Here is a 25,179-nt window from a genome sequence, read left to right as displayed (position 1 = left end):
AGTTCGAGGAGACATCATGCCCGCCGTCACGCCCTACCAGGCCTTGCCTAATCGCTTCCGTCGCGCGGTTTGCGGCGGCGAGACCCAGATCGGCTGCTGGTCGTCGCTCGCCAGCCCGATTGTCACGGAACTGCTGGGCATCGTCGGCTTCGACTGGATGCTGCTCGATGCCGAGCACGCGCCGAACGACGTCCTCACGCTGATCCCTCAACTGATGTCGCTCAAGGATAGCGCGAGCGCTCCCGTCGTGCGACCGCCGGCCAATGACAGCGTGTTCATCAAGCGCCTGCTCGACAGCGGCTTCTCCAATTTCCTCGTGCCGTTCATCGAAAGCGCCGACGACGCAGCCCGCGCCGTGGCCGCCACACGCTACCCGCCGCAGGGTATTCGCGGCGTGTCGGTCAGCCATCGCGGCAACCACTTCGCGACGGTGCCCGACTACTTCGACATCGCCAATGACAACGTCTGCGTGATCGTGCAGATCGAAAGCCGCAAAGCGGTGGATGCCATCGACGAGATTCTAGCGGTCGAAGGCGTCGACGCGGTGTTCGTCGGACCGTCCGATCTTGCTGCCGGTTACGGCCACCTCGGCAACGCGAATCATCCCGACGTGCAACAGGCCATCGCGCACGTGTTCGAACGCGCGAAGGCGGCGGGCAAATCGAGTGGCATTCTCGCGCCCGTGCAGGCCGACGCGGACCGTTATCTGTCGATGGGCTGCCGCGTCATTGCCGTCTGCGCGGATATGGGCATGCTCAAGGGCGCGGCGCAGGCGGTGCAGAAACACTTCATGCAGAAACAGGCTGGCACGGTGTAACGCACGCGCAAACCCCGCGCGAGCCGATACACGGGCGTCGCCGCCATGACATCTTCGGAGCAAATCATGCAAAAAGCAGGCTTTATCGGACTCGGCATCATGGGCAAACCCATGGCCGCCAACCTTCTCAAGAATGGCGTCGCGCTGGCGGCGTTTACGCGTAGCGGCGTGCCCGACGAACTCGTCCAGGCGGGCGCCGTCGCGTGCGACAGTCCCGCTGCGGTCGCCGCGCAGGCCGACGTGATTTTCATCATGGTGCCGGATACGCCGGACGTCGAACGCGTGTTATTCGGCGAACAAGGTGTAGCGAGCGCGTTGCGCGCCGGACAAATCGTGGTCGACATGAGTTCGATCTCGCCGATGGCGACCCGCGATTTCGCCGCGCGCGTGCGCGAACGCGGCGCGGAATATCTGGACGCGCCGGTGTCGGGCGGCGAAGTCGGCGCGAAAGGCGCGACGCTGACCATCATGGTGGGCGGCGAAACCGCGATCTTCGACAGCGTCAAGCCGCTGTTCGACATGATGGGCAAGAACGTCACGCTGATCGGCGCGGTCGGCGCGGGCCAGGTATGCAAGGTCGCCAATCAGGTGATCGTTGCCGCGACTATCGAGGCGGTCGGCGAAGCGCTGCTGCTGGCGTCGAAGGCCGGCGTCGATCCGGCGCGCGTGCGTGAAGCGCTGATGGGCGGCTTCGCATCGTCGCGCATTCTCGAAGTGCACGGCGAGCGGATGACCAAACGCACCTTCGATCCGGGTTTCCGCATCGAGCTGCACCAGAAAGATTTGAACCTCGCACTGTCGACCGCTCAGGCGCTCGGCGTGTCGCTGCCGAACACCGCCACTTGCCAGGCGCTGTTCAACGCGTGCGTCGCACACGGCGGCAAAGCATGGGACCACTCGGCAATGGTGCGCGCGCTCGAAGTGCTCGCCAATCACGAGATCGGCCAGCCAACCAGCGCTTAAGCGCCCACGAGCGCTGCTGCGCCGCTACGCCGTTTCGCCACGCTCCCTGCAGTTGGAGCTGACGTAACGGCGTATGCGTACGTTCGGGGCCCGCGACACTCTTTAACCGCAATCACATTACAGCAGGCATTCGCGCTCCCTTACAAATAATAAGGATCACTGATCTCAAGACAATTCTTTCTATAAGCCGCGCTTCGAGCGGCACCCACGATTATTGACAACGCCCGGCAAGGGCAAGGAGACACCTGTGGCAATCCACGATAAAAATAGCGGCAAACTCCCAGCATCGACAATCGGCGATACCGATCAGCCCAATTCGCCCAAGCGCAGAACCTTCATGATGTTCGCGGGCGCGTCCGCGGGCGCAACGCTGCTCGGCAGCCTGTCCGCCTGTGGCGGCAGCAGCAATTCGCTGAACCCGTCGACGCCGTCCTCGCCCTCGACCCCGCCGACCGCCGCAGTGGACCCGATCTGGGGACCCAGCGGCGAAGCGACGACGATCATCAACAAGCTCGCCACGATCACGCCGTCGATGTTCCCGTCGGTCGATTTTCAGGTGACGAGCTATGGCGCGAAAACACTGCTGCCGTCCGCGCTGATCCAGGCTAGCGCCTGGCCGGGCGGCACGATTCCATGGGTGACGGGCACCCAGGCGGCCGCGTCGCCACAAAGCCCCGGCGCGACGGTGATGGTGCCGTACGACATGACGGACACCGCCTACGACTCCTGTGCGGCGTTCAATGCGGCGATTCAGGCCGCGCACGCGGCAGGCGGCGGTCGCGTGGTCGTGCCGGCCGGCAACTGGTATTGCGGCGGCCCGATCGTGCTGCTGAGCAACGTGAACTTCCATCTGACCTCGGGCTGCACGATCTATTTCAGCCCGAATCCCGCCGACTACGCGAAGAGCGGCCCGTATCCGACCGCGAACGGCAACCTGTACTGGTCGCGCTGGCAGGCCAACGACTGCTTGAACTTCGGCGCGCCGATCTACGCTTATCAGCAGACCAACATCGCACTGACCGCCGACGACAACACCTGTGTGCTGAACGGTCAGGCCATGACGCCGATGCAGTTGAGCACCAAGGCGCCAACCTCGTGCTGGTGGACCTTCAAGGGCACGAGCGGCGAATACGGTTATGTGAAGCCGGCCACGGGCGGCGCACCGGTTTCGCAAGCCGACGCCAACACGGGCGCGACCGCGTACTCGGCCAACTCCGCTTCGTACCCGGGCAACACCGCGTTGACGAGCCTGCCCGCTGCGCAGATCACGAATCCGCAAGCCAACGTGTCGTTCACGAATCAGGACGGCACCACCACCACGCTGATGACGCTGCTCACCGCTTCCGGCTGGAACCAGGATCAGAACTATCTGCCTGCGCTGTCGGAACTCGGCGTGCCGGTGCTGAACCGCGTGTTCGGTCTCGGCCACTTCCTGCGTCCGTGCATGGTCGAATTCATCGGCTGCACCAACGTGTTGCTGCAGAACTACCACACGCAGAACACGCCGTTCTGGCAGCATCATCCGACCGATTGCACGAACGTGCTGATCGACGGTGTATTCGCGGACAGTATCGGCCCGAACAACGACGGCTTCGATCCCGACGCATGTAACTACGTGCTGGTGCAGAACGTCCAGTTCAATACCGGCGACGACTGCATCGCGATCAAGTCCGGCAAGTGTCTCGACACGCAGTACGGCCCGATGCAGAACATCGTGATCCAGAACTGCACGATGCAAAGCGGGCACGGCGGCCTGACGATCGGCAGCGAAATGAGCGCGGGAGTGCAGAACGTCTACGCCCGCAATCTGACGATGCAGAACGCGAACTGGGCAACCAATCCGCTGAACATCGCGCTGCGCTTCAAGACCAACATGAATCGCGGCGGCTTTATCAACAACGTGTGGATCAACGGTGTCACGTTGCCCAACGGCGTGAATCTGACCGGCAAGTACGGCGGCGGCGCATTGGGCTCGGCGTTCCCGGGTTCGGTTCCCGGCACGGGCACGGTCGGCCTCGCGGCGAACCCGTCCACCGGCCAGGGCGGTCTGATCACGTTCGACTGCGATTACAGCCCGTCGGGCGACGCAGTGCGCTGGAATCCGGCCACCATCAACAACGTCAACATCACCAACGTGAACGCGACCAACACGTCCGGCGCGGTGAGCTATGCGTTGACGTCGGGCTTCACCGCGACGTCGGGTTCGTGCTTCCAGGCGATCGTCGCGCAAGGCTCGGTGGCCGCGGACTACAACGGTGCGCTGCCCGTGCCCACCGTCTCGCCGATCACCGGCGTCACGATCTCGAACTGCAATCTGGGTACGCCGATCGCTGCGGGACCGGCCACGGCGACCGTGCCGGGACCGGTGTTCGTGAACAACGTGAAATCGATCACGCTGAGCAATGTGGTGATCGCGGGTGTCACGTATAACAGCGCGTTGACGGGCTGATGAGCTGACGAGCAAGCGGTCTCCGGCGAGCCGTTAGCCGGAGACCGTTTCGCGCTGTATGTCCAGATCCCTTCGCTCGATGCACGGCTAGCCGCCGTATTACGGCGTTCGCTGATTCCAGCGAGTAGCAGCGGCACTCCCAGTCTCATTCGGCTCTGAGCAGCCAGTCGTGCCCGGCGGATTTTCAGCCGCGGCCTACGGGCAAACTCACGCAAACACGCAAACACAGGCAAAAAAAAGCGACGCCCTAGAGCGTCGCTTTCTCACTTCCGTTTGCGTCGGATCACGTTGCGTCAGACCTGCACGACCCAGCGTGAGCTCGAACCATCACACACATCACTTCGCAACCGCACCCGCTGCCGGTGTCCAGCGCGGCTCCGGCGCCTTGCCGGGGCTCTTCGCCAGCACGCACACCACGAACGCGGCGACGATATCGAACACGGCCAGCACGACGAACAGCGGGCTATAACCGATTTGCGTAACCAGAATGCCGAACAGCGCCGTGAACGCCGCAGCGCCGAGATAGCCGGCCATGCCGCCCATGCCCGTCGCGGTCGCGACTTCGTTCTTGCCGAACATGTCCGACGTGATCGCGTACAACGCACCCGACAAGGTCTGATGCGCAAAGCCACCGACGCACAGCAGCGCCACCGCCACATACGGGCTCGCCACCAGACCGACGCATGCCGGTCCGATCATGAACAGTGCGCCGACCACGAACACCATCTTGCGCGACGTGAACAGCGACACGTTCGCGTACTTGTGAAACAGCGGGCTGAGATAGCCGCCGAGCACGCAGCCGATGTCGGCAGCGAGGAACGGCATCCATGCGTACAGCGCAACTTCCTTCAGGTTCATGTGACGCTCGGTCATCATGTACAGCGGAATCCACGCGTTGAAAGTCTGCCATGCCGGTTCCGACAGGATGCGCGGAATGCCGATCGCCCAGAAGTCACGGCTGCCCAGCATCGCGAGGCGGCTGCGCTTCGGCGTGCCGGCCTCGTCGCTGTGCTTCGCTTCCTGGCCGCTGAGAATGTAGTCGCGCTCGGCGTCGCCCAGCAGTTTCTGCTTGCGCGGATGCTTGTACAGCACCATCCACATCACGCTCCACACGATCCCCGCCACACCGACGATGACGAACGCCAGTTGCCATTGACCGCGCAGCAGCGCCCAGACCACCAACGGCGGCGCCAGCAGCGCGCCGATCGACGAGCCGATGTTGAACCAGCCGATTGCCACCGAACGTTCCTTGGCCGGAAACCACTCGCTGGTCGCCTTCACGCCGGCTGGAATGCCGGCCGCTTCAGCCAGACCCAGCACGCCGCGGAAAAACGCAAGGCTGCGCCAGCCGGTGGCCCACGCCGCCGCTGCACACGCCACCGACCACGCCAGCGCAAACGCGGCAAAGCCGAGCTTGGTGCCGATGGTGTCGAGCACGACGCCCGCGACCGGCTGCATGAACGCGTAGCAAAGCTGCCAGGCGACCACCACGTGCGAATACTGCTCCGTGGTGATGTTCAGGTCCTTCATCAGCGTCGGTGCGGCCACCGACAGCGTGTTGCGCGCGAGGTAATTGATGATGAGCCCGGCCGCGACCAGACTGACCATCCACCAGCGGATGCCCTTGATTTTCATTGCTGAGTCTCCTCGTAATGCCTGAACCCGTCAGACCGGCTTCGCTGTACTGTCCGGACCACCGTCCGTGCGCGAATAATCGATCCCGACAAAACTGCCGCCCTGGAAGCGTTGGCCCAACGCGTCGAGCGGGTTCGGCTGCGCGAGGATTTCCGCGGCGTAGTCTTCGGAGTTCTGCTTCGGCTGATAGCCCAGACGCGCAGCGCCGCTGTTGTCCCACCAGCTACGGGTGTTGGCGGACACGCCCCAGATGGTCAGGAAACCGACGTCTTCGGCTTCGACGCAGCGGTCGAGGAAATGCATCAGGTCGTCGTGACCGAACCACGTGCTCAGGTGACGCTGCTCGGTCGGACGTGCGAGGCAACTGCCGATACGCACGCACACGCTTTCGATGCCGTGCTTGTCCCAGTACATTCTGGCCAGCGCTTCGCCCCACACCTTGCTCAGGCCATAGAAGCCGTCCGGGCGCAGTTCGCAGTCGAGGCTCAGATGCTCGGTGACCGGATACATGCCGATCGCGTGATTCGAGCTGGCGAACACGATGCGCTTCACGCCCTTGCGGCGCGCGCCTTCATACACTTCGACGAGGCCGCGCAGGTTGTTCTCGATGATCTCCGGCAGCGGACGCTCCACGCTGGTACCGGCAAAGTGAATCAGCACGTCGACACCATCGAGCAGGCGATCCACGACCGCCGGGTCGCGCAGGTCGCCGTGCATCACGTCTTCACCGTCAACCAGCGGCGTCAACGCTTTCGAGCCGGCTGCGGAACGCAACGCGATGCCGCGCGCGATCAATGCAGAACGTACGACTGAGCCTAGCTGGCCGCCAGCTCCACTGAGGGCAATCTTTTTCATAGGGTTCCTTTACTGCGATTACCGCGCCGTGCGCGATCGAACTGGGGGTAAAACCAGCGGTTCAGCGAAGACATTGATCGCCTGCTTAACACACGCTAGTTGTACGATAACGTACTATCAACGATGCTTAAGCAGATTTCAACTAGGCATTTACCCTCATATTCATCCATCGAGAATGAAATTTTCTTTAATAAACAGAGGTATTCGGTTATTAAATTTATGCGATGTCGTATGACATAACATCGAATTTTTCTGTCAGTTTTCTTTCAACGGCTTGCTGTCGAGCGCGCCACGCAGCTGCTTTCGAAGCGGCCTCCAGCAAGCGCGCGTAGACTGTGCCGCTGTTGCCTGCGTTTTCTGTTGCGTTATTGTCCCGCTTGCCGCTTTACTGTCCGCTTTCTACCGCTTATGCGCCGGCAGCCCGTTCAGTTAATTGCCGTCGCCGCTGCGTTCATTCAGCCCGGTTCATTTTCAGCACAGCAACTCACCATGCCCACTGCCGACTATTCCGTGCGATCCGTCGCGCTGCCGCCCGAGTCCGCCGTCACGCGTCTGTATAGCGCCCCCGATCTCGCCGACGCCTACGCAGTCCGCCTGCCCGACAACGCGATCGACGACCCCGAGTTGCTCGCGCGTTTTCTGTTTGCGCATCAGGCAAGCTGGGTCGCGAAACTGCTGGCACTGCGTGACGTGCTGGTCGCGCGCTTTGGAATCAAGACGGCCAGGCAGTTGCGCCACGAAGGTGCCGGGGGTTCGCGGGAGCGTGTCGACATCTTCAGGATCTACACGCGCAGCGCGCACGAGATCATTCTTGGCGAGAACGATAGTCACCTCGACTTCCGGTTGTCGGTGTTGCAGCAGACCCGCAGCACGCAAGACGGCCGCTCGCGTTATCTGGTGCTGTCCACCGTCGTGAATTGTCACAACACGCTGGGCCGCGCGTACATCGTGGCGATCGCGCCATTCCACCGGCTGGTGGTGCGCTCGTCGTTGCAGCGAGCGGCGCGCATGGGTTGGCCGACCGTCTGAGCGTGGTTAAACCCTTTTGCTGCAGCGCGGTCTATTGACGCACTTGTCACCCGCACGCCTCGAACACGCGCCGCAAGACCATCAGGAAAACTTGATACCCATCAAGGGTTTGACGTCTAAAAATCCAAAAACCGCTTAAAACAAGGCGGTTTTTTGACGCACGTCGCGCCGCAACATAATTTCCCCTCATCCCCTACTCTTGCGCCATCTGCCAGACGCAGTGCGCACCGACAACGGTCGACGCGCGTAGTCCGCCCTCGCGGACATCACGCATATCACGCTCATGACCTCCGCAATATCGGCATTCGATCTAGCCCGCATCCAGTTTGCGTTCACCGTTTCGTTTCACATCGTTTTTCCCGCGCTCAGCATCGGTCTCGCCAGCTTCATTGCCGTCCTCGAATGGCGCTGGCTGAGAACCGGCAAGGCGTACTACAAAGATCTTTGCCTGTTCTGGTCGAAGATCTTCGCAGTGGCCTTCGGTATGGGCGTCGTTTCCGGCGTCGTGATGAGCTATCAGTTCGGCACCAACTGGTCGGGCTTCTCCAGCTTCGCGGGCCCGATCACCGGACCGCTGCTGATGTACGAGGTGATGACCGCCTTCTTCCTCGAAGCAGGCTTCCTCGGCATCATGCTGTTCGGCTGGCAGCGCGTGAGTCCGCGCGCTCACTTCGGCGCCACGCTGATGGTCGCCATCGGCACACTGATCTCGACCTTCTGGATTCTAGCGTCCAATAGCTGGATGCAAACGCCGCAAGGCTTCGAAGTCGTCAACGGCCACGTCGTGCCGCTCGACTGGTTCAAGATCATTTTCAATCCGTCGTTCCCGTACCGGCTCGCGCATATGGCGCTGGCGGCGTTCATCGTTGCGGGGCTGGTGGTGTCGGCAGTCGGCGCGTGGCATCTGTTGCGCGGACGGCGCGATCCGGCCGTCAAGAAGATGTTCTCGATGGCGCTGTGGCTGCTGCTGATCCTCACGCCGATCCAGGCCTTTGTCGGCGATCAGCATGGTTTGAACACGCGCAAATATCAGCCGGCGAAGATCGCCGCGATCGAAGGTCTGTGGAACACCGAAAAAGGCGGCACCGCGCTGAACCTGTTCGGCATCCCCGACATGAAGGCGGAAACCACGCGCTATGCAGTGTCGATTCCTCATTTGGGCAGCCTGATCCTCACCCATAGTTGGGATGGCGAAATACGCGGCCTGAAGGAATTCCCGCCACAGGACCGCCCGAATTCGACGGTGGTGTTCTGGAGCTTCCGCATCATGGCCGGGCTCGGCGTGCTGATGATCCTGATGTCGATCGCAGCGTGGGTGCTGCGTCGCCGTGAACGCCTGTTCGAGTCGAAGTGGTTCCAGCGTTTTGCAGTGGCGATGGGGCCGACCGGCTTTATCACATTGCTGGCCGGCTGGGTCACGACGGAAGCCGGCCGCCAGCCGTGGGTCGTGTACGGCGTGATGCGCACCTCGCAAGCCGTGTCGCCGCTCACCACGCAGCAGGTCGGCATTTCGCTGATGACCTTCGTCGCCGTCTACTTCCTCGTGTTCGGCACCGGCATCTACTACATGCTCAAGCTGATGCGCTCGGGTCCTGCGTTGCCGGGACAGACGCCGCACGGCGTGCCGCAGCGTTCGCCGAATGAGACCGCGCGCCGCCCGATGTCCGCCGCCGATCAACTGATCGACGTCGCCTAACCCTGCCGTCTTAGCCGCTTGCGAGAAACAGAATGGACATAACCGTAGTGTGGGCCGCGATCATCGCGCTGGGCCTTTTCATGTATGTGGTGCTGGACGGCTTCGATCTGGGCATCGGCATCGTCTTCCCGTTCTTCCCCGACGAGAAAGAGCGCGACCTGATGATGAACACGGTGGCGCCGGTCTGGGACGGCAACGAAACCTGGCTCGTGCTCGGCGGCGCCGCGTTGTTCGCGGTGTTTCCGATGGTCTATGCGACCGTGCTGTCGGCGTTGTATCTGCCGCTGATCTTCATGCTGGTGTGCCTGATCTTTCGCGGTGTGTCGTTCGAGATTCGCGCCAAGGCCAACCGCACCAAGCACCTTTGGGATCTGGCGTTTATCGGCGGCTCGGCGGGGGCGACGTTCTTCCAGGGGATCGTGCTGGGCGCGTTTCTGCAAGGGATTCCGGTGACGAACGGCGCTTATGCCGGCGACGCGTTCGGCTGGCTCACGCCGTTCAGTCTGCTGACGGGCCTCGGACTGGTGGTCACCTACGCGCTGCTGGGCTGCTGCTGGCTGGTCGCCAAGACCGAAGGCGACCTGCAACGCCGCCTGCACCGCGTGGTCTGGCCGCTGACGCTCGTGCTGCTGGGCTTCATCGCGATGGTCAGCCTGTGGACGCCGCTGCAGGACCCGACTATCGCGCAACGCTGGTTCCACGACGACATTTTCTATCACCTGTTGCCGGTGCCGTTCCTCGTGGCGATCTGCACGTTCTTCATGTACCGCGCGGTGCGGGCGCGGCATCACAACACGCCGTTCGTGCTCGCCCTGCTGCTGGTGCTGCTCGGCTATCTGGGACTGCTGGTGAGCCTGTGGCCCTACGCGATTCCGTCGAGCGTGACGCTGTGGGAAGCCGCCGCGCCGCGTGCGAGCCAGACGTTCACGCTGGCTGGCGCGGCAGTGATTCTGCCGATCATCATCGCTTATTCGACGATGGGTTATTGGGTATTTCGAGGCAAGGTGCGCCATGACGACCAACATCACTATCACTAAACAACCCGGCGGCCGCGCGTCGGCGAGCGCTTCATTGATGGGTAGGCGGAATGCAGTGACGACGCCCGCCGCCTCAACGCGAAAACTGCCTGGCTGGATCTGGTTTATTGCGCTGTGGTGCTTTGGTGTAGCCTCAGCGGTATCGCTCGGCTTCGCCTTCAAGCTTCTGATGAATGCGACGCTGTTCGCAGTCAAATAAGCGCTGCTTTCATATGGCTTGATCCGGCGCGCATAAGCTTCGGGATCGTGCGGGAAAGCGTTCAAAAAAGGGCCATTCGCCTCGTCTACGTACCAAGCCGGAAGCTGGGCGCGGGAGACCTGCCTTACCCTGAATGGGGCGCTTCAAACCAGCCGGCGATCGTATTGATATTGCTCCACCTGGGCGGCCGCCGGTAGGCGCGCCGCACCACCGATCGGCACAAGAAGCGCGGGGTAGCCGGCCATGATGCGTTTCACGACACGACAAGTAGAACGACAGGAACAGGACCCGATACGAGACCCCCTGACGGCGAACGTAAATAACGGGCAGGCCCGACTCGCGGAGACATCATGAAGTTTCTTGTGGCCGACGACCATGAACTGATCCGGCAAGGCGTCAAGGGTTTGCTGCGCGGTCTCGATCCCGACGCGCAGTTCGACGAAGCCGATAGCTGGGAAACACTTGCCACCGCCGCACGACCGGATGCCGACCACGATCTGGCGATCGTCGATCTGCATATGCCGGGCATGAGCGGCGCTTCATCGCTCGAAGTGTTGCTGAAGGCGAATCCGGCGCTGCCGGTGGTGGTGCTGTCCGCTGAGGAATCGCCTGACGAGATGCGCGCGGTGCTCGCCGCCGGGGCTCTGGGATTCGTGCCGAAGCGGCAGCCTGCGAGCGTCATGCTGAAAGCGATCGAACTGGTGCTGTCGGGCGGCGCCTATGTGCCGATGGAAGCGCTGAGTCTGCTGGGGTCGCGGGACGCGCAATCGGGTGCGGGCGGCGGCGCTTCGGCCTCGGCTTGCGCGCCCGCAGCACCGGACCAGGGTGTTGCACCGCATGGCGGCACGTCGGGCGCCCAGTCCCTGACCGAGCCCATTACGCAGGTTCAGGCGTTGCAGCCGCATCAGCAGCATTTGCTGGAGAATCTGTCGCCCCGGCAGCAGGACATCATGCGGCTCGTGCATCGCGGCTGGACCAACAAGATGATCGCGCGCGATCTGGGCGTCGCCGAAGGGACGGTGAAGGTCCATCTGTCGGTGATTTTCCGGGCGCTGGGCGTGCATAACCGATCGACGGCGATTGCGGTCATCAATGGGTGGCTGGAGGCGGGGAAGACGCTTTAGGGCTTGGGCTTGGGCTTGGGGCTTGGGCTTGGGGCTTGGGCACTGGGGGCACTGGGGGCACTGGGGGCACTGGGCACTGGGGCGTTGCGGCCTTGGGGCTTGCGGCCTTGGGGCGTTGAGGTCTTGAGGCCTTGGGGTCTTGGGGTCTTGGGGTCTTGGAGTCTTGGGGTCTTTCGGCGTTTAGGTCTTTCGGCGTTTAGGCCTTTCAGCGCTGCGGTCTTTCGGCGTCGGGGAGTCGCGACGCCCCCTCCCCCCGAGCGCTTGTTTCCGCGCCACCCACCGCGACACGAACACTACCGCGTCGACGGCAACGCACGGCGTCAGCCGCCCTCACTTCTGCGGCTGCCCTTGCACCTGACTTTGCAAACCAGCCGCAATCGTGCCCGGCGATGCACCCACCTCCGTTGCCGCAGCGGAACCTGCGCCGTCAGCTTCTTCGGCGCCCCCACCCTGACCCAGCTTCACCGCCGAGGCCGCCCTTCCCTTATCCAGTTCGGCCTGCTGCCACAGCATCTCCAGCGTGCGCCGCAAACGCGCCGGCGTCACCGGTTTATGCAACACCGGGATACCCTGCAACGCGAGCGCAGCCAGTTCCGCCGACGCCATATCGCCGGTAATCAGCAGCGTCACGACGTTGTCATGCCCCGCGTTGGCCAGCGCCCCGCGTACCGCCGTCAGTGCCTGTGCGCCGGTCCGGTGATTCGCGAGCTGGTAATCGCACAGCACGGCATCCGGAACGAAGCCGCCGGCCAGCGCGGTGAGCGCCTCGACCTCGTCGCGCGCGCCAAGCACTGCGCAACCCCAGCGCCCCAGCAAACTCGACAGACCTTCGAGAATCGACGGATCGTCGTCGATACACAGCACGCGCCGGCCTTGCGCAGAAGGCCCACCCGCCACCGCTTCGTTCAGACTCGCGACGATCCCGCCGACCTCGCCCGCCTGCACCGGAAAGCGGAACACGGAGCCGCGCCCCGGCGCCGAGCGCAATTGCAGTTCGCCGCCGAGCATGTCGATCAGGCGCTTGACCGTCGGCAAACCCAGCCCATGGCCCTGACGCGCGTCGCGCTGCGGATTCGCGACCTGATAAAACTCCTCGAAAATAGCCTCCTGCTCGTCGGCCGGAATCCCGATACCCGAATCGCGCACTTCGACAAAGCCGCCATCAAGCCGGCCCGCGCGTCGAAATCCCAGCCAGATCGCGCCGTCCTCGGTATAACGCACGGCGTTCGACAGCAGGTTGCTCAGCACGCGTTCAAGCAACACCGGATCGTCATGCACCACCATCGTGGTCGGCGCAATCCGCAGCGCCAGCCCCTTGGCCGCAGCCTGCGGCCGATACTGGCTGCCCACCCGCTCGAACAGTTCCGAGAGCCGGAAATGCAGCCGGATCACCTGCGTCACGCCGCTTTCGAGCCGCGCGAGATCGAGCACCTGATTGAACAACTGATTCAACGCCTCGACGTTATAGACGATGTGCTCCGCCGTCTTCGCATGCTGCGCGGGCGTCGCGGCCGCGTCGTTGAGCGACGCGGCCAGCAACCCGATTGCATGCAGCGGCTGCCGTAAATCGTGGCTGGCGGCGGCAAAAAAACGCGTCTTCGCGAGACTCGCCTCTTCGGCGACATGCTTCTGTGCCGCCAGCGACTCCGCCAGATACTGCTGATCGACCCGTGCCTGCACGACCTGCCGGAACAGCTTGCGGTAACTCATCGCATAGACGTTGATCGCGCAGAAGAAGAACGCGATCACGATTGCCAGAAGCGTGCGGTCGAACGTATGCGAGCCGAACAGCAGCACGATCGACGGGAATAAAAGAAATGGAATCGCGGTAGAGAAATTCAGCAGGTCGAAACCATTCGACATGAACACGCCCGCCGCCAATGTCACGAGCATGACGGTATGCAGCAACGGCAAGTCGGTTTGCGCGCTCTGGAACGCGAACCACACCGCAATACCCGGTGCGCTGTAAAGCAATACACCGCGTAACGCGTGCAGATAAATCCAGTCACGCGGCGAAACGAGTTGCGGACAGCGACGATTGCAGATCCACAGCGCGAGGCTGCCGAAATTGGCCACCGCATAAAACCCGAAGCACGCAGCGAATAGCCGCGGCGACGGTATCGCCGGCCAATAAATCGCGATCAGCACCGCGATCGAAAACCAGTGCGAGAAAAAGGCAATCGGATCTTGCGCGTACAACACGCGGACGAGGTCTTCGTCGATGGCACGCTGGATCGGGTCGGCCCGCATTGCGCGGTCTCCTTGTCGGGCACGGCAAATTCGGTGACAGGTCGCGAAAGCTCGACTCAGACGGGACGGACCGCGCGTTGCGCACGGGAAGACCGCATCAGTGACGGCAGGTTCCGGCCGCAGCGCGGTCACGGGATGGCGCCGAATCGAGGTGCGGCGCACGCTTTCTCTTCAGACGAATGACAGGGCCAGCGTTTGAAACGGGTCCGCAGAGGCTGGCGGGATGCGCGACACAGCGTTAAGCGTAGTTTAGGTTTACCCGGAAGTTTACCCATCAGCTACTACTTAATCCATATAGGCGAAGCAGTCGGCGGAAACCATACTGACTTTACATTCCAGCGCGGCATCAAAGGTCCCTCATTCATGTCCGGCTTGCAGTCCGGACGCACCGCGCTCCTTGGCCTTACTTTTACGGAGGTTTTCATGGGCGCAGTTCCGAGCCACGCGTTCGTCCGCAATCTCGATGATGCCATCCTGCCCGACCTGTGGCGCCGACGCACCCAGTTGTCCGGCGACGAAATGGTGTCGATGGTCGAACTGGTCAGGCGCGCGTTGCGGACCTATCACCCGCTCGAGTTGCAGGCGCTCGGCGAGGACAAGGAGGAACTGGTCGCGCAGTTCATTTACGCCAAGGTGCTGCGGCTCGCACCCGGCCATACGGAAACCAGCTCCTGCGCGGACAGCGCGCCGTCCAACGGCTACGCGGTGTGCGCGTATTTCCGCCGCTATCTGATCGACTGCCTGCGCAGCGCGTGCCATCAACGCAATGTGTCGATGGAAAACGAAGGCATGGCGCAGGAAATCGACCTGCACGCGCAAGCGCTCGAAGACCCGATAAACAGCGTGCTGCTGCAATACGGACTCGACGAGCAGCGCGTCCGGTTGGCGGCGCGCGCTTTTATCGACAGTCTCGACGAGCCGGAGCGGATCGTTCTCGCGGGCAGCCTCGGCTGGTGCTCGGAAGGCAAAGGCGGGTTGTCGGCAGTGGCGGCTCAGCATCGGGTGCCCTCGTATCACTATCGCGCGATCAAACTCGGCGTCACGATGAAAAAGACGGCCGGCACGCAGGAATTCTCCAATACCAAGATCGGGCACTGGCTGACGGACACGCTCGGGATCGCGATCGACGTCGATAACCGTGAGGCCATTCTGCTGGCGTTGAACCTGCTGGCGGCGGAATCGAGCGACAGCGAGCTTGATCAGGTAGCAGCGTAATCGAAACAGGTGGAATGGGTCGCGCATCGCCTACGATAAAAAAGCCGCGACCGCATTCCGTCTTCCTTCCGCAGTCCGGCTCTATTTCCCCGCGTTCCCTTCGTGACGAGGTGGTCCTGATGAAGCGTTTATCGAGCGCCCCCACGGCGCTGAAACGGCATTACGACGTGGTCGTCGTCGGCTCGGGTTACGGCGGCGCAATTGCAGCGAGCCGCATGGCGCGTGCGGGCCGCAGTGTCTGTGTGCTCGAACGGGGGCGCGAATTCATGGCAGGCGACTATCCGCGCACGCCGTTTCAGGGCACTGAAAATGTCCAGTACAACACGGCCCTCGCGCAAATCGGCTCGCCACTGGCTTTGCTCGAAGTGCATGTGAACGAGGACGTGAACGCGGTGGTCGGTTGCGGACTGGGCGGCACGTCGCTGATCAACGCCAATGTCGCGCTCGAAGCCGATCCGCGCCTATGGGACGACTCGCGCTGGCCGGCCGCGCTGCGCGCCGACAAGGACGGCCGCGATCACGGCTATGCACTGGCTCGCGCGATGCTGGAACCTGCGCCGGTCCCCGATGATTTCCCACCGCTGCCGAAATTGCAGGCACTCGAAAAATCGGCGCAGGGGTTGGGCATGGCAGACCGCTTCAGCCGTCCGCCGATCACCGTCACTTTTGAAGATCGCATCAACGCTGCGGGTGTCGGGCAGAAAGCTTGCGTCGGTTGCGGCGATTGCAACTCGGGTTGCAACTACGACGCGAAAAATTCGACGCACATGAACTATCTGCCTGATGCCGTCGCGCACGGTGCGGAGATTTTCACCGGCGCCGCCGTGCATTCGGTGACGCGTGACACCGACACACGCAACTGGAAGGTGAGCTTCCAGCTGGTGCAACTCGGCCGCGAAAGCTATGACGCGCCCGATCTGTTCGTGAGCGCCGATATCGTCATCGTGTCGGCGGGAACGATTGGTTCAACCGCATTGCTGTTGCGCTCGCGCAAGCAGGGGCTGACCACGTCGGACATGCTCGGCCAGCACTTCACGGGCAACGGCGACGTGCTCGCCTTCGCGTACAACACCGACGACGTGATCAACGGAGTCGGCTGGGGCTCGCACGTCCAGGGCGAGATTCCTGCGGTCGGGCCGACGATTACCGGCCTGATCGACAATCGCAATACCGCCAATGTGAAAGACGGCTATGTGATCGAAGAAGGCTCGCTGGCGGGCGCCGTCGGGGTGGCACTGGTCGGGCTGCTAGGCAATGCCGCGCCGCTGGAAGGCGTGGACGTCGACGCGAGCGCGCGGCGCCCGCTTCGTGACCGGATCGACTACGAAGCGCGCGTGGCAGAAAGCTTTCTGCGCGGCCCGTATCACGGCGCGCTCAACCACACGCAGAGCTACCTCGTGATGGCGCACGACGACGAAAGCGGCCAGATCAGCGTCGACGATAAAGGCCGTGCGCGCATCGCGTGGAAAAAGGCGGGCAAGCAGCCGATTTTTCAAACCATTGAAAACGTGCTCAAGCAGGCAACCGTACCGCTCGGCGGCAAATACCTGCGCAATCCGATTTCCACCGATATCGCCGGCAATCGCACCGTCACCGTGCATCCACTGGGCGGCTGTGGCATGGGCGACGACGCCGGGCGTGGCGTGGTCGATCACATGGGTCGCGTCTATAGCGGCGCAACAGGCACCGAAGTACACGACGGGCTCTATGTGATGGACGGCGCGGTGATGCCGATGTCACTCGGCGTCAATCCGCTGCTGACCATTTCTGCATTAGCCGAACGCAATTGCGCACGACTGGCTGCGTCGCACGGCTGGTCGATCGATTACACCGCGAAGGGCACGGTCGCGCCGCCGCCTCCGCAAAAAATCGGCTTGCGCTTCACCGAGACCATGGTCGGCACTTACACGCCGGTCGTGGCGGGACAAGCCGCGACGAGTCCGATCGAATTCACGCTGACCGTCGAATCGGACGATCTCGCCGACATGCTCGGCAATGCGCAGCATCTGGCTCATACGGCGGGAACGTTGACCTGTCCCGCACTTTCCGCTCAGCCGATGACGATCACTGACGGCACCTTCAATCTTTTCGTCGTCAGCGAGTCCGATGTCGATGAGCGCAACATGAATTACCGGATGACGCTCAACGCTGCCGAAGGAAAAACCTGGTATCTGACGGGACAGAAGATCATCACGCGTTCCTCGCCGATCAATCTGTGGGAGCAGACCAACACGCTGTATGCCGAGATCCGCGAGTCGGCGCAACAGGACGCACCGGTCATCGGCAAAGCCACGCTGATCATCACACCGGAAAATTTCCTCAAACAGCAGCGCACGCTCGAAGTCACCAACACGCCCGATCTGAAGACGCGCCTCGAATGGACGTTGAAATTCGGCAAGTTTTTCGCCGGCGTGTTGTTCACGGAATACGGCGGCGTTGCCGCGCCATTGCAGTTTTACGACCCGAAGGCGCCGCCGCGTCTGAAGCGCGCACTGCGCGCGCCCGCCCCGCAACTGTTCTTCTTCGATACACCGGACGGCACGACGCTAAGGCTCACACGCTATGTCGATCCCGCGAACCGGAATGCGCGCCCCGTGCTGCTGATTCATGGCTCAGGCGTATCGAGCCGAATGTTTTCCACTGATCTGATCGCGACCAATCTCGTCGAATATCTCTGCGCGGCCAACTACGATGTGTGGCTCGTCGATCTGCGTGTCAGCATCGAAATGCCCAGCGTGCTGGTGCCGACCAACGTCGACAAGGTGGCGCGCGAGGACATTCCCGCCGCCGTCGCCAAAATTCTCGAGGTGACCGGCGCAGCGAACATTCAGGCATTGGGTCATTGCATGGGAGGTGTCTCGTTGAGCATGTCGTTGCTCGACAGGCTCGAAGGCGTGCGCTCGGCGGTTATTTCGCAGGTATCGACGAACCCGGTGCCTGGCACGTTGCAAAAAATCAAGGCGGGCCTGCATATCCCCGGCATCATGAAACATCTCGGCGTACGCGACCTGACCGCGTACACGCAGGACGACTCGTGGCCCGCCAATCTGCTCGACGAAGCGCTCAGGCTCTATCCGCTCGATCATGACGAAGGCTGTGGCAATCCGATCTGTCATCGCGCGACCTTTCTGTATGGCCTGCTCTACGAACATGAAAAACTGAACGAGACGCTGCATTCGAATCTGCAGGAACTGCTCGGCATACACGACGTCGAGGTCTTCAGACATCTCGCGGCGATGGTGCGGGCGGGCAAGGTCGTCGATGCCGAAGGCAACGACGTCTATCTGACCGGTGCGGACGGCATGAAAGGACTGGAAGGCATGCGCATGCCAATCGGCTTTATTCACGGCGAAAAAAACGAAACGTATCTGCCGAAAAGCACCGAATTGACGTTCAACATGCTGGTCAGTCACTTTCCAGAACAGCCTTATGAACGCCATCTGATTCCGGGTTATGGACACCTCGACTGTATGTTCGGCAAGAACGCGTCGGTCGATGTTTATCCGTTGATCAGGCGATATCTCGACGCGCATTGACCTCGAGCGGGCGTGCGAAACGCCGCGCGCCCGCTGCCTGCCCCGATCGCAGTATCTGCAATGGCGAGCGCCTGCCCGGCGCTGTCATGGTTCGCCCATGCACGATGGCTTGATCCTTCACGTGTTCCCGGTTCTCCTGTGGCTCCCGTTCATGTATGGTTGACACGACGGCGCAAGGGTCGCGGCGCTGACTCCGGCGATGCTGGTCGAAGTGCGCGTTTGACCAACAGTCTGGCTACGGCTGTGGCTGGCGGCTTCACGCCGTACCCGCACGGCCTCATGTCGAGGCGTCCGGCTGCGTCAGTCACCCTGCTTCATCGCGCTTACTTCCACTTCAGACCGCCACAACGATTTCAATGAAAACATTCTTTCTGTCCATACTGAGCGCCGGCTTGCTGAGCACCACCGTCGCCGCGACGAACGTGCAGGCTGCGGAGCTTCACGTGATGAGTTCGGGCGGCTTCACTGCCGCATACAACACGCTCGGCCCGAAGTTCTCGGCATCGACGGGCAATACGCTCGACACGATCCTCGGGCCGTCGATGGGTCAATCGCCGCAAGCCATTCCGAACCGCCTCGATCGCGGTGAAGCGGCGGACGTGGTCATCATGGTCGGCTATGCGCTGGACGATCTGATCAAGCAGGGTAAGGTCATTCCAGCTTCGCGAGTCGAACTCGCCGATTCGCGCATCGGTATGGTCGTGCGCGACGGGGCGCCGAAGCCGGACATCGGCTCGGTCGATGCATTGAAAGAGACATTGCTGCACGCCAGATCCATCGCGTATTCGGACAGCGCGAGCGGGGTTTATATTCAGCGCGAATTGTTCAAGCGGCTCGGCATCGAAGACCAGGTGAAGGATAAAGCGAAGATGGTGCCGCGAATTCCGGTTGCGTCGGTCGTCGCCAATGGCGATTACGAAGTGGGCTTCCAGCAGGTCAGCGAGTTGTTGCCGGTGAGCGGCGCGACGTTTGTCGGCAAGATTCCGGAGTCGGTGCAATCGGTCACGCGCTATGCGGCGGGTATTCCGGTCGGCTCGAAGCATCCGCGGGAGGCGAAGGCGCTGCTCGACTACCTCTCGTCAGCCGATGCGCAAGCTACGGTCAGAGCGACCGGAATGGACTCCGTCGCGGCGCATTGAAGACTGCTCATCGCCTTTACGCGGCCGCTTTTTTTTCGCGGCCGCGCCGCGCTGCGCTGCCGTGAAACTCACGCAGCGCGTCGCAGCGCGCTAAACATTCCCCGCGAGGTGAAATCGCGAAGCCGGATGCCACAACTGCACCGACGTCGCCACCTCGTCCCCTACCCAGGTGCGACGCCAAAGCTGCAGACACGGTTCGCCGATCTCCATCATCAGATGACGGCGCACATAAGCGTCCGGCTTCTGCGCATAGATGCGAAACTCGGCGCGCTGGATCGGCGCGAGCCGCACCATATAGTGATTCGGTGTCTCGACCGTGAAGTCCTGTTGCAGATAGTCGGGGAATACATTCGGATTGACGTATCGATCTTCGTACTGGATCGGCTCGCCCTCCTCGAAGTGCACGATGCACGAATGAAATACCGGACCGCTCGACAGCGCGAGCGAACTGAGCGCCAGCGGATCGTCGCCCGGTTCGAGCTTCAGCACGCGCGCCGAATGACGATGACCGCGCGCGGCGATTTCGTCGGCGATATTGCGGATTTCCAGCACGGTCGATTCGTAACGTTTCGGCGCGACGAAGGTACCTGAGCCTTGCACGCGCGTCACCACGCGCTCGGCAGTCAGTTCGCGCAACGCGCGCGACACCGTCATGCGCGCAACGCCGAATTCCTTGACCAGTTCCATTTCGGACGGGATCAGGCCGCCTGGCTTCCAGTCGCCGTCGCTGATGCGTTTGATCACGTAGCGCTTGATCTGCTCATACGCGGGCATGGCTTTCGCGGCGACGTCGCGAGGACGGTCGGCCGGGTTCTGCATCTGCGCGGCCTGCGCAGCGGTCTCTGTTACTGCAGCCGATGCAGCCGGTTCTGTGGTTCGCGCGTTTGTCGTTGTGTTCACTCCAACCTCGTGGGTGGTACGCAGGCGGTACACGGTTGTCCGCCCTGGCCGCCAGGCCGGTTAGCCTCGTGGCCGATTATCCGGTCAGCCGGCGGGTAAGCCCACTCACCGGTCCTGCTTTCATCACGCCTGGTGAGCGGCGGCCTGCCCGTCGTTGACCGCGATGCTCACGGCCGGATCGAAATGGCCGGCGGCTGCCAGATGCATGACGGTCGCCAGCGCAACCCGCTGCGCGCCGTCCGCCGGCGCCGCGGGCCGAGGCCCAATGTTACCCGGGTTCGGCAGCGGCGGAGGGGCTTCGTCGGCGATCATGCGAAACGCGATGCGCATGTCGTCCGCGAGCGGCCGATCGTCGCGATACACCGGCACCGCGCGCCGCACGCGTTGCCACAGCGATTCGGTATGCGGTGCGCGCGGCGCATCGCCGCTTTGCAGGTCGTACGCCTGGGCCGCCGCCAGCAATTCGATCGCGACGATACGCGCGGCGTTGTCGATGATTTCCAGCGCCTTCAGCGCGGCCGGCGTCGCATGGCACAGGTGATCTTCCTGCAAACCCGACGTAATCCCGCCGTCGAGGCTTGCCGGCATCGCCAGCCGCCGGTTCTGCGCGACCAGCGAAGCCGCCGTGTACTGCGCAATCATGAAGCCGGAACGGGTGCCGCCCGTTTCCGCGAGAAAGGCCGGCAAACCGCTGACCAGCGGATTGACGAGGCGGTCGAGCCGCCGCTCGGCCATCGCCGCGACCTGCGCAATGGCGGTGCCGAGGCTGTCCATGGCCAGCGCAATCGCGGCGCCCACCGCATGTGCCTGCGAATAGACGCGCGGCGCGTCCGGCGTACCGGCGACGATCGGATTGTCGGTAATCGACGCAAGTTCGCGATTGACCACGCCGGCGGTCGCGTCGAGCACGTCGCGGGCGGCGCCGTGCACGTGCGGAATGGTCCGCATGCTGAGCGGATCCTGCGTGCGCTGACCCACCACGGCCGCGAGAATGCCGCTGCCCGCGAGGCTCGCGCGCATCCGTTCGCCCACCCGGCTCAGACCCGCCGACACGCGCAGAGCCAGCGAATCTTCGTCGAACGCCGCCATCTGGCCGTGCAGATTCTCGAAGCTCATCGCGGCGACCATGTCCGTCCAGTCGAGCAGACGTTCGGCGCGCGCCAGCGCGAGCGCGGCGAGGCCGGTCACGCACGGTGTGCCGTTGATCAGGCTCAAGCCCTCTTTCGCTTCGAGCACGAGGGGTTCCCGGCCGAGCCGCCGCAACGCATCGCGTCCGCTGAGCCGTTCGCCGCGATAGCATGCGTACCCTTCGCCGATACACACCAGCGCGATATGCGCCATATGGCTCAGATAGCCCACCGAGCCGAATGCAGGCACTTCGGGCACGCAGTCCGCGTTCAGCAACGCCACCAGTTGCTGCGTGACGTCGAGACGAATACCCGAATGCCCGTGCGCGAAATTGTTCACGGCCGCGGCCATGATCGCGCGCGTCTCGGCCGCACCCAGTGGCGCGCCGACGCCGACCGCGTGGCTCATCAGGATATTGCGCGACAGCATCCGCTGTTCGGCCGGCGAAACGATCACGTCGCACAGCGCGCCGACGCCGGTATTCACGCCATACGCGCGAATCCCGCGCTCGACGATCTGTTCGACAAGCACGCGCGCTGCCGCGATGCGCGCGCAGGCGTCGACGGAAAGTTCGAGCGGCTCGCCTGCGGCGACTGCGGCCACCTGGGTCCAGTCGAGGGGGCGTTCGGAACGGATCACGGCCATGAGGATGTTTTACTTGCTAAATGACGTGACGAAGTGACGTGACGAAGTGACGAGATCAAGTGACGCGATGACGACTACGAGGGCTGCCACCATTGAGCGCCCCCGTAGTCGATCCGCTGACGCGGTTTAATGCGTCGTGCGATCCTGATGACTCGACACGAATTGCCGGAACCGATCCGACTTGCAGTCGACGAATACTTCGTCAGGCGTGCCGTCCGCTTCCACCTGCCCCTGATGCAGAAACATCACGCGATTCGACACGTGCCGCGCAAAACCCATCTCGTGCGTGACGACCAGCATGGTGCGTCCCTCTTCAGCGAGCGAGCGCATCACACGCAGCACTTCGCCGACCAGTTCCGGGTCGAGTGCAGAAGTGGGTTCATCGAACAACATGACTTTCGGGTGCATGGCCAGCGCACGCGCAATCGCCACCCGTTGCTGCTGACCACCCGACAGATGCGCCGGATAGTGCCCACGTTTCTCGGCGAGACCGACTTTCGCGAGCAACGCTTCAGCCTCTTCAATCGATTCCGCGCGGCTGCGCTTGAGCACGCGCATCGGCCCTTCGATCAGATTCTCCAGCACCGTCATATGCGACCAGAGATTGAAGTTCTGGAACACCATGCCGAGTTGCGAGCGCACCCGGTCCACCTGGCGGCGGTCGCTCGGTTGCAGCTTGCCGTCGCTGCGGCGTTTCATTTTCAACTCTTCGCCGGCGAGCGCGACTGAGCCGTCGTCGGGTGTTTCCAGCAGATTCAGACAACGCAGAAACGTGCTCTTGCCCGAACCGCTCGCGCCGAGAATCGAGATCACGTCGCCCTGGTAAGCGTCGAGTGAAATACCTTTCAGCACGTGATGTTCGCCGAACGACTTATGTATGTTCTTGACCGACAGTGCAGCGGGCGCCGTAGCGTTCATCAGAAATTCTCCAGGTTCATCCGGGATGGCCGGCCATGCGGGGCGCGGCGCAGTCGTTACAGAGTGGCGGCGCAGGTGCGCGGCTCAGAATGCGAAGGTTCGAACTCAGGTCGTCGCGGACACCACACGGACCGGCTCGACCCGCGTCGGCGCTGCACGCAGATGCCGCGACAGACGTGTCTCGAGCAACCCAAGCGCGCGCACGATGACAAAATTCAGCGCGAGATAAATCAACGCAGCGCAGGTGAACACTTCGGTCGTGCGGTAGGTTTGCTGAATGATCTGCTGCGCGACGCCGGTCACTTCCCATACGGTGACGAGGCTCGCGAGCGCCGTCGACTTGACGAGCAGCACAGCTTCCGTCGAATACGCGGGCAGACACTGGCGCAACGCAATCGGGCCGATCACGCGACGCAGCAGCGCGAAGCCCGACAAACCGACCGAATAACCCGCCTCGATCTGCCCTACCGGCACCGCCAGCAAACCACCGCGAATGATCTCGGCGGTATAGCCCGCCGTGCACAACGCCAGCGATAAAACCGCGCACATATACGGCTCGCGCAATACCGGCCACAGAAAGCTCTCGCGAATCACGCCGAACTGGCCCATCCCGTAGTACACGAGAAACATCTGGATCAGCAGCGGCGAGCCACGAAACACGAGGATATAAGCGCGCGCGAAACGGTTCGGCAGCCAGCGCGGCGAGACCCGCATCGTGACGATCACGAGCGAAAGCAGACCGCCGAGAATCAGCGAACTGAAGAACAGCCCGAGCGTAGTCGGCACGGCCGCGAGCAGCTGCTTCAGCGTGTCGAGCAGAAAATCGATGTCGATATGCATGATGCGTGTGTTGTCAGTTGCGCGCGAAGTTGCGCTTGAAGGACCGGCCCACGCGTGCTTCGGCGTGGTTGAAAACGCGGTTCGAGATGCTGGTCATCAGCAGATACAGCGCGCCGCCCACCACGAAGAACGTGAAGTACTGACGGGTGGAACCTGCCGCTATCTGACTCGCGCGCAGTAGTTCGGCCAGCCCGGTGACGGAGATCAGCGCGGAGTCCTTCAGACTCAATTGCCAGACGTTGCCGATGCCGGGCAACGCGAAACGCAGCACCTGCGGAATCAGAATGCGGCGCACCATGGTCAGCACCGGCATGCCGACCGAGCGGGCTGCTTCGAGTTCGCCACGGGAGACTGCCTGCACCGCCGCGCGATACACCTCGGCCTGATAAGCGCCGGAAATCATTCCGACCGCCAGCGCGCCGATCACGAACGGCGGCACGCCGACAAAACCTTCCGCGCCGAACCATTGTCCGATCGTGGTCACGAGCGCCGATCCGCCGAAATAGAACAGATAGATGACCAGCAGTTCAGGCACGCCGCGAAACACCGTGGTGTACAGATCGCCGACGACGCGCAACGTACGAAAGCGCGACAGCTTGGCCGCCGCCACCAGCGCGCCGAACACGGCACCGACCGCGAGCGCTGCGAGCGTCAGTGCGACCGTCATCAACGCCGCGAGCAGCAGAACGCCGCCCCACGCTTGCGGCCCGAAGCCGAACATTTCCATCAGAGCCATTGCCTCTCCTTCTTTCTTGACGGCTGGTCGAACCAGCCGGCGCGTGCAGGCTCGAGCGAACCGTTACG

19 protein-coding genes are annotated in these 25,179 nt (G+C 62.7%); 11 read left to right on the top strand and 8 right to left on the bottom strand.

Annotated elements, in window-relative coordinates:
* Positions 1 to 16 precede the first annotated feature (16 nt).
* From garL to LMG28727_RS28400, 3 genes are all read left to right on the top strand, one after another.
* Positions 17 to 817 carry a 2-dehydro-3-deoxyglucarate aldolase gene (gene garL, locus LMG28727_RS28410; RefSeq protein ID WP_201645659.1) on the top strand — a complete coding sequence of 267 codons (801 nt, stop codon included), beginning with the start codon at positions 17 to 19 and terminating at the stop codon, positions 815 to 817.
* A 45-nt stretch (positions 818 to 862) separates the two neighbouring features.
* Positions 863 to 1,780 carry a 2-hydroxy-3-oxopropionate reductase gene (locus LMG28727_RS28405; RefSeq protein ID WP_201645658.1) on the top strand — a complete coding sequence of 306 codons (918 nt, stop codon included), beginning with the start codon at positions 863 to 865 and terminating at the stop codon, positions 1,778 to 1,780.
* A gap of 247 nt (positions 1,781 to 2,027) precedes the next feature.
* Positions 2,028 to 4,229, top strand: coding sequence for a glycoside hydrolase family 28 protein (locus LMG28727_RS28400; RefSeq protein ID WP_407945881.1), 2,202 nt, complete (start codon positions 2,028 to 2,030; stop codon positions 4,227 to 4,229).
* A 336-nt stretch (positions 4,230 to 4,565) separates the two neighbouring features.
* Here LMG28727_RS28400 and LMG28727_RS28395 read toward each other — a convergent pair whose 3' ends face one another.
* Both LMG28727_RS28395 and LMG28727_RS28390 read right to left on the bottom strand, forming a co-directional pair.
* Positions 4,566 to 5,864: an MFS transporter gene (locus LMG28727_RS28395; RefSeq protein WP_201645657.1), complete on the bottom strand. Its 1,299-nt coding sequence runs from the start codon at positions 5,862 to 5,864 to the stop codon at positions 4,566 to 4,568.
* A gap of 30 nt (positions 5,865 to 5,894) precedes the next feature.
* Positions 5,895 to 6,719, bottom strand: coding sequence for an NAD-dependent epimerase/dehydratase family protein (locus LMG28727_RS28390; RefSeq protein ID WP_201645656.1), 825 nt, complete (start codon positions 6,717 to 6,719; stop codon positions 5,895 to 5,897).
* A gap of 489 nt (positions 6,720 to 7,208) precedes the next feature.
* Between LMG28727_RS28390 and LMG28727_RS28385 the strand changes: the two genes are divergently transcribed.
* The 5 genes from LMG28727_RS28385 (at position 7,209) to LMG28727_RS28365 (ending at position 11,804) form a co-directional block, all read left to right on the top strand.
* Positions 7,209 to 7,748 (top strand): DUF2867 domain-containing protein, encoded by a 540-nt coding sequence (locus tag LMG28727_RS28385; RefSeq protein WP_201645655.1) that lies wholly within the window; start codon positions 7,209 to 7,211, stop codon positions 7,746 to 7,748.
* 283 nt (positions 7,749 to 8,031) lie between these two features.
* Positions 8,032 to 9,444 carry a cytochrome ubiquinol oxidase subunit I gene (locus LMG28727_RS28380; RefSeq protein ID WP_201645654.1) on the top strand — a complete coding sequence of 471 codons (1,413 nt, stop codon included), beginning with the start codon at positions 8,032 to 8,034 and terminating at the stop codon, positions 9,442 to 9,444.
* Between the two features lie 32 nt (positions 9,445 to 9,476).
* Positions 9,477 to 10,481, top strand: coding sequence for a cytochrome d ubiquinol oxidase subunit II (gene cydB / locus LMG28727_RS28375; RefSeq protein WP_201645653.1), 1,005 nt, complete (start codon positions 9,477 to 9,479; stop codon positions 10,479 to 10,481).
* Positions 10,456 to 10,680 carry a hypothetical protein gene (locus tag LMG28727_RS28370; RefSeq protein WP_201645763.1) on the top strand — a complete coding sequence of 75 codons (225 nt, stop codon included), beginning with the start codon at positions 10,456 to 10,458 and terminating at the stop codon, positions 10,678 to 10,680. The genes cydB and LMG28727_RS28370 overlap by 26 nt, the downstream gene beginning before the upstream one ends.
* A gap of 350 nt (positions 10,681 to 11,030) precedes the next feature.
* Positions 11,031 to 11,804 carry a response regulator transcription factor gene (locus tag LMG28727_RS28365; protein ID WP_201645652.1) on the top strand — a complete coding sequence of 258 codons (774 nt, stop codon included), beginning with the start codon at positions 11,031 to 11,033 and terminating at the stop codon, positions 11,802 to 11,804.
* A 330-nt stretch (positions 11,805 to 12,134) separates the two neighbouring features.
* On the opposite strand, the gene LMG28727_RS28360 is transcribed toward LMG28727_RS28365, so the two are convergent.
* Positions 12,135 to 14,054 (bottom strand): ATP-binding response regulator, encoded by a 1,920-nt coding sequence (locus tag LMG28727_RS28360; RefSeq protein WP_236592448.1) that lies wholly within the window; start codon positions 14,052 to 14,054, stop codon positions 12,135 to 12,137.
* A gap of 423 nt (positions 14,055 to 14,477) precedes the next feature.
* Between LMG28727_RS28360 and LMG28727_RS28355 the strand changes: the two genes are divergently transcribed.
* The 3 genes from LMG28727_RS28355 (at position 14,478) to LMG28727_RS28345 (ending at position 19,944) form a co-directional block, all read left to right on the top strand.
* A complete protein-coding gene (locus LMG28727_RS28355; RefSeq protein ID WP_201645651.1) occupies positions 14,478 to 15,269 on the top strand; it encodes a hypothetical protein in 792 nt (263 codons plus the stop codon).
* A 119-nt stretch (positions 15,270 to 15,388) separates the two neighbouring features.
* Positions 15,389 to 18,805 carry an alpha/beta fold hydrolase gene (locus LMG28727_RS28350; RefSeq protein WP_201645650.1) on the top strand — a complete coding sequence of 1,139 codons (3,417 nt, stop codon included), beginning with the start codon at positions 15,389 to 15,391 and terminating at the stop codon, positions 18,803 to 18,805.
* 356 nt (positions 18,806 to 19,161) lie between these two features.
* Positions 19,162 to 19,944, top strand: coding sequence for a substrate-binding domain-containing protein (locus LMG28727_RS28345; RefSeq protein ID WP_201645649.1), 783 nt, complete (start codon positions 19,162 to 19,164; stop codon positions 19,942 to 19,944).
* 90 nt (positions 19,945 to 20,034) lie between these two features.
* Here LMG28727_RS28345 and hutC read toward each other — a convergent pair whose 3' ends face one another.
* The 5 genes from hutC to LMG28727_RS28320 form a co-directional block, all read right to left on the bottom strand.
* Positions 20,035 to 20,844, bottom strand: a complete 810-nt coding sequence (gene hutC, locus LMG28727_RS28340) for a histidine utilization repressor (protein WP_407945880.1) — start codon at positions 20,842 to 20,844, stop codon at positions 20,035 to 20,037.
* Positions 20,845 to 20,967: 123 nt separating this feature from the next.
* Positions 20,968 to 22,617, bottom strand: coding sequence for an HAL/PAL/TAL family ammonia-lyase (locus LMG28727_RS28335; RefSeq protein WP_201645648.1), 1,650 nt, complete (start codon positions 22,615 to 22,617; stop codon positions 20,968 to 20,970).
* Positions 22,618 to 22,743: 126 nt separating this feature from the next.
* Positions 22,744 to 23,535, bottom strand: a complete 792-nt coding sequence (locus tag LMG28727_RS28330) for an ABC transporter ATP-binding protein (RefSeq protein WP_201645647.1) — start codon at positions 23,533 to 23,535, stop codon at positions 22,744 to 22,746.
* Positions 23,536 to 23,640: 105 nt separating this feature from the next.
* A complete protein-coding gene (locus LMG28727_RS28325; RefSeq protein ID WP_201645646.1) occupies positions 23,641 to 24,375 on the bottom strand; it encodes an ABC transporter permease in 735 nt (244 codons plus the stop codon).
* A 13-nt stretch (positions 24,376 to 24,388) separates the two neighbouring features.
* Positions 24,389 to 25,111: an ABC transporter permease gene (locus LMG28727_RS28320; RefSeq protein ID WP_201645645.1), complete on the bottom strand. Its 723-nt coding sequence runs from the start codon at positions 25,109 to 25,111 to the stop codon at positions 24,389 to 24,391.
* Positions 25,112 to 25,179 lie beyond the last annotated feature (68 nt).

Source organism: Paraburkholderia metrosideri (assembly GCF_904848625.1).
GTDB classification, from domain to species: Bacteria; Pseudomonadota; Gammaproteobacteria; order Burkholderiales; family Burkholderiaceae; genus Paraburkholderia; species Paraburkholderia metrosideri.
The sequence above is the reverse complement of the archived record's forward strand: the minus strand, read 5'-3'. Positions and strand labels throughout refer to the sequence as shown.

What these genes read in the sequence shown, in the direction of transcription:
- LMG28727_RS28405 (WP_201645658.1), top strand. Translation starts at nt 863, where the DNA reads ATGACATCTTCGGAGCAAATCATGCAAAAAGCAGGCTTTATCGGACTC.
- LMG28727_RS28380 (WP_201645654.1), top strand. Translation starts at nt 8,032, where the DNA reads ATGACCTCCGCAATATCGGCATTCGATCTAGCCCGCATCCAGTTTGCG.
- LMG28727_RS28390 (WP_201645656.1), bottom strand. Translation starts at nt 6,719, where the DNA reads ATGAAAAAGATTGCCCTCAGTGGAGCTGGCGGCCAGCTAGGCTCAGTC.
- LMG28727_RS28335 (WP_201645648.1), bottom strand. Translation starts at nt 22,617, where the DNA reads ATGGCCGTGATCCGTTCCGAACGCCCCCTCGACTGGACCCAGGTGGCC.
- LMG28727_RS28345 (WP_201645649.1), top strand. Translation starts at nt 19,162, where the DNA reads ATGAAAACATTCTTTCTGTCCATACTGAGCGCCGGCTTGCTGAGCACC.
- LMG28727_RS28395 (WP_201645657.1), bottom strand. Translation starts at nt 5,864, where the DNA reads ATGAAAATCAAGGGCATCCGCTGGTGGATGGTCAGTCTGGTCGCGGCC.
- LMG28727_RS28330 (WP_201645647.1), bottom strand. Translation starts at nt 23,535, where the DNA reads ATGAACGCTACGGCGCCCGCTGCACTGTCGGTCAAGAACATACATAAG.
- garL (WP_201645659.1), top strand. Translation starts at nt 17, where the DNA reads ATGCCCGCCGTCACGCCCTACCAGGCCTTGCCTAATCGCTTCCGTCGC.
- LMG28727_RS28325 (WP_201645646.1), bottom strand. Translation starts at nt 24,375, where the DNA reads ATGCATATCGACATCGATTTTCTGCTCGACACGCTGAAGCAGCTGCTC.
- LMG28727_RS28355 (WP_201645651.1), top strand. Translation starts at nt 14,478, where the DNA reads ATGGGCGCAGTTCCGAGCCACGCGTTCGTCCGCAATCTCGATGATGCC.
- cydB (WP_201645653.1), top strand. Translation starts at nt 9,477, where the DNA reads ATGGACATAACCGTAGTGTGGGCCGCGATCATCGCGCTGGGCCTTTTC.
- LMG28727_RS28360 (WP_236592448.1), bottom strand. Translation starts at nt 14,054, where the DNA reads ATGCGGGCCGACCCGATCCAGCGTGCCATCGACGAAGACCTCGTCCGC.
- LMG28727_RS28385 (WP_201645655.1), top strand. Translation starts at nt 7,209, where the DNA reads ATGCCCACTGCCGACTATTCCGTGCGATCCGTCGCGCTGCCGCCCGAG.
- LMG28727_RS28320 (WP_201645645.1), bottom strand. Translation starts at nt 25,111, where the DNA reads ATGGCTCTGATGGAAATGTTCGGCTTCGGGCCGCAAGCGTGGGGCGGC.
- LMG28727_RS28350 (WP_201645650.1), top strand. Translation starts at nt 15,389, where the DNA reads ATGAAGCGTTTATCGAGCGCCCCCACGGCGCTGAAACGGCATTACGAC.
- LMG28727_RS28365 (WP_201645652.1), top strand. Translation starts at nt 11,031, where the DNA reads ATGAAGTTTCTTGTGGCCGACGACCATGAACTGATCCGGCAAGGCGTC.
- LMG28727_RS28370 (WP_201645763.1), top strand. Translation starts at nt 10,456, where the DNA reads ATGACGACCAACATCACTATCACTAAACAACCCGGCGGCCGCGCGTCG.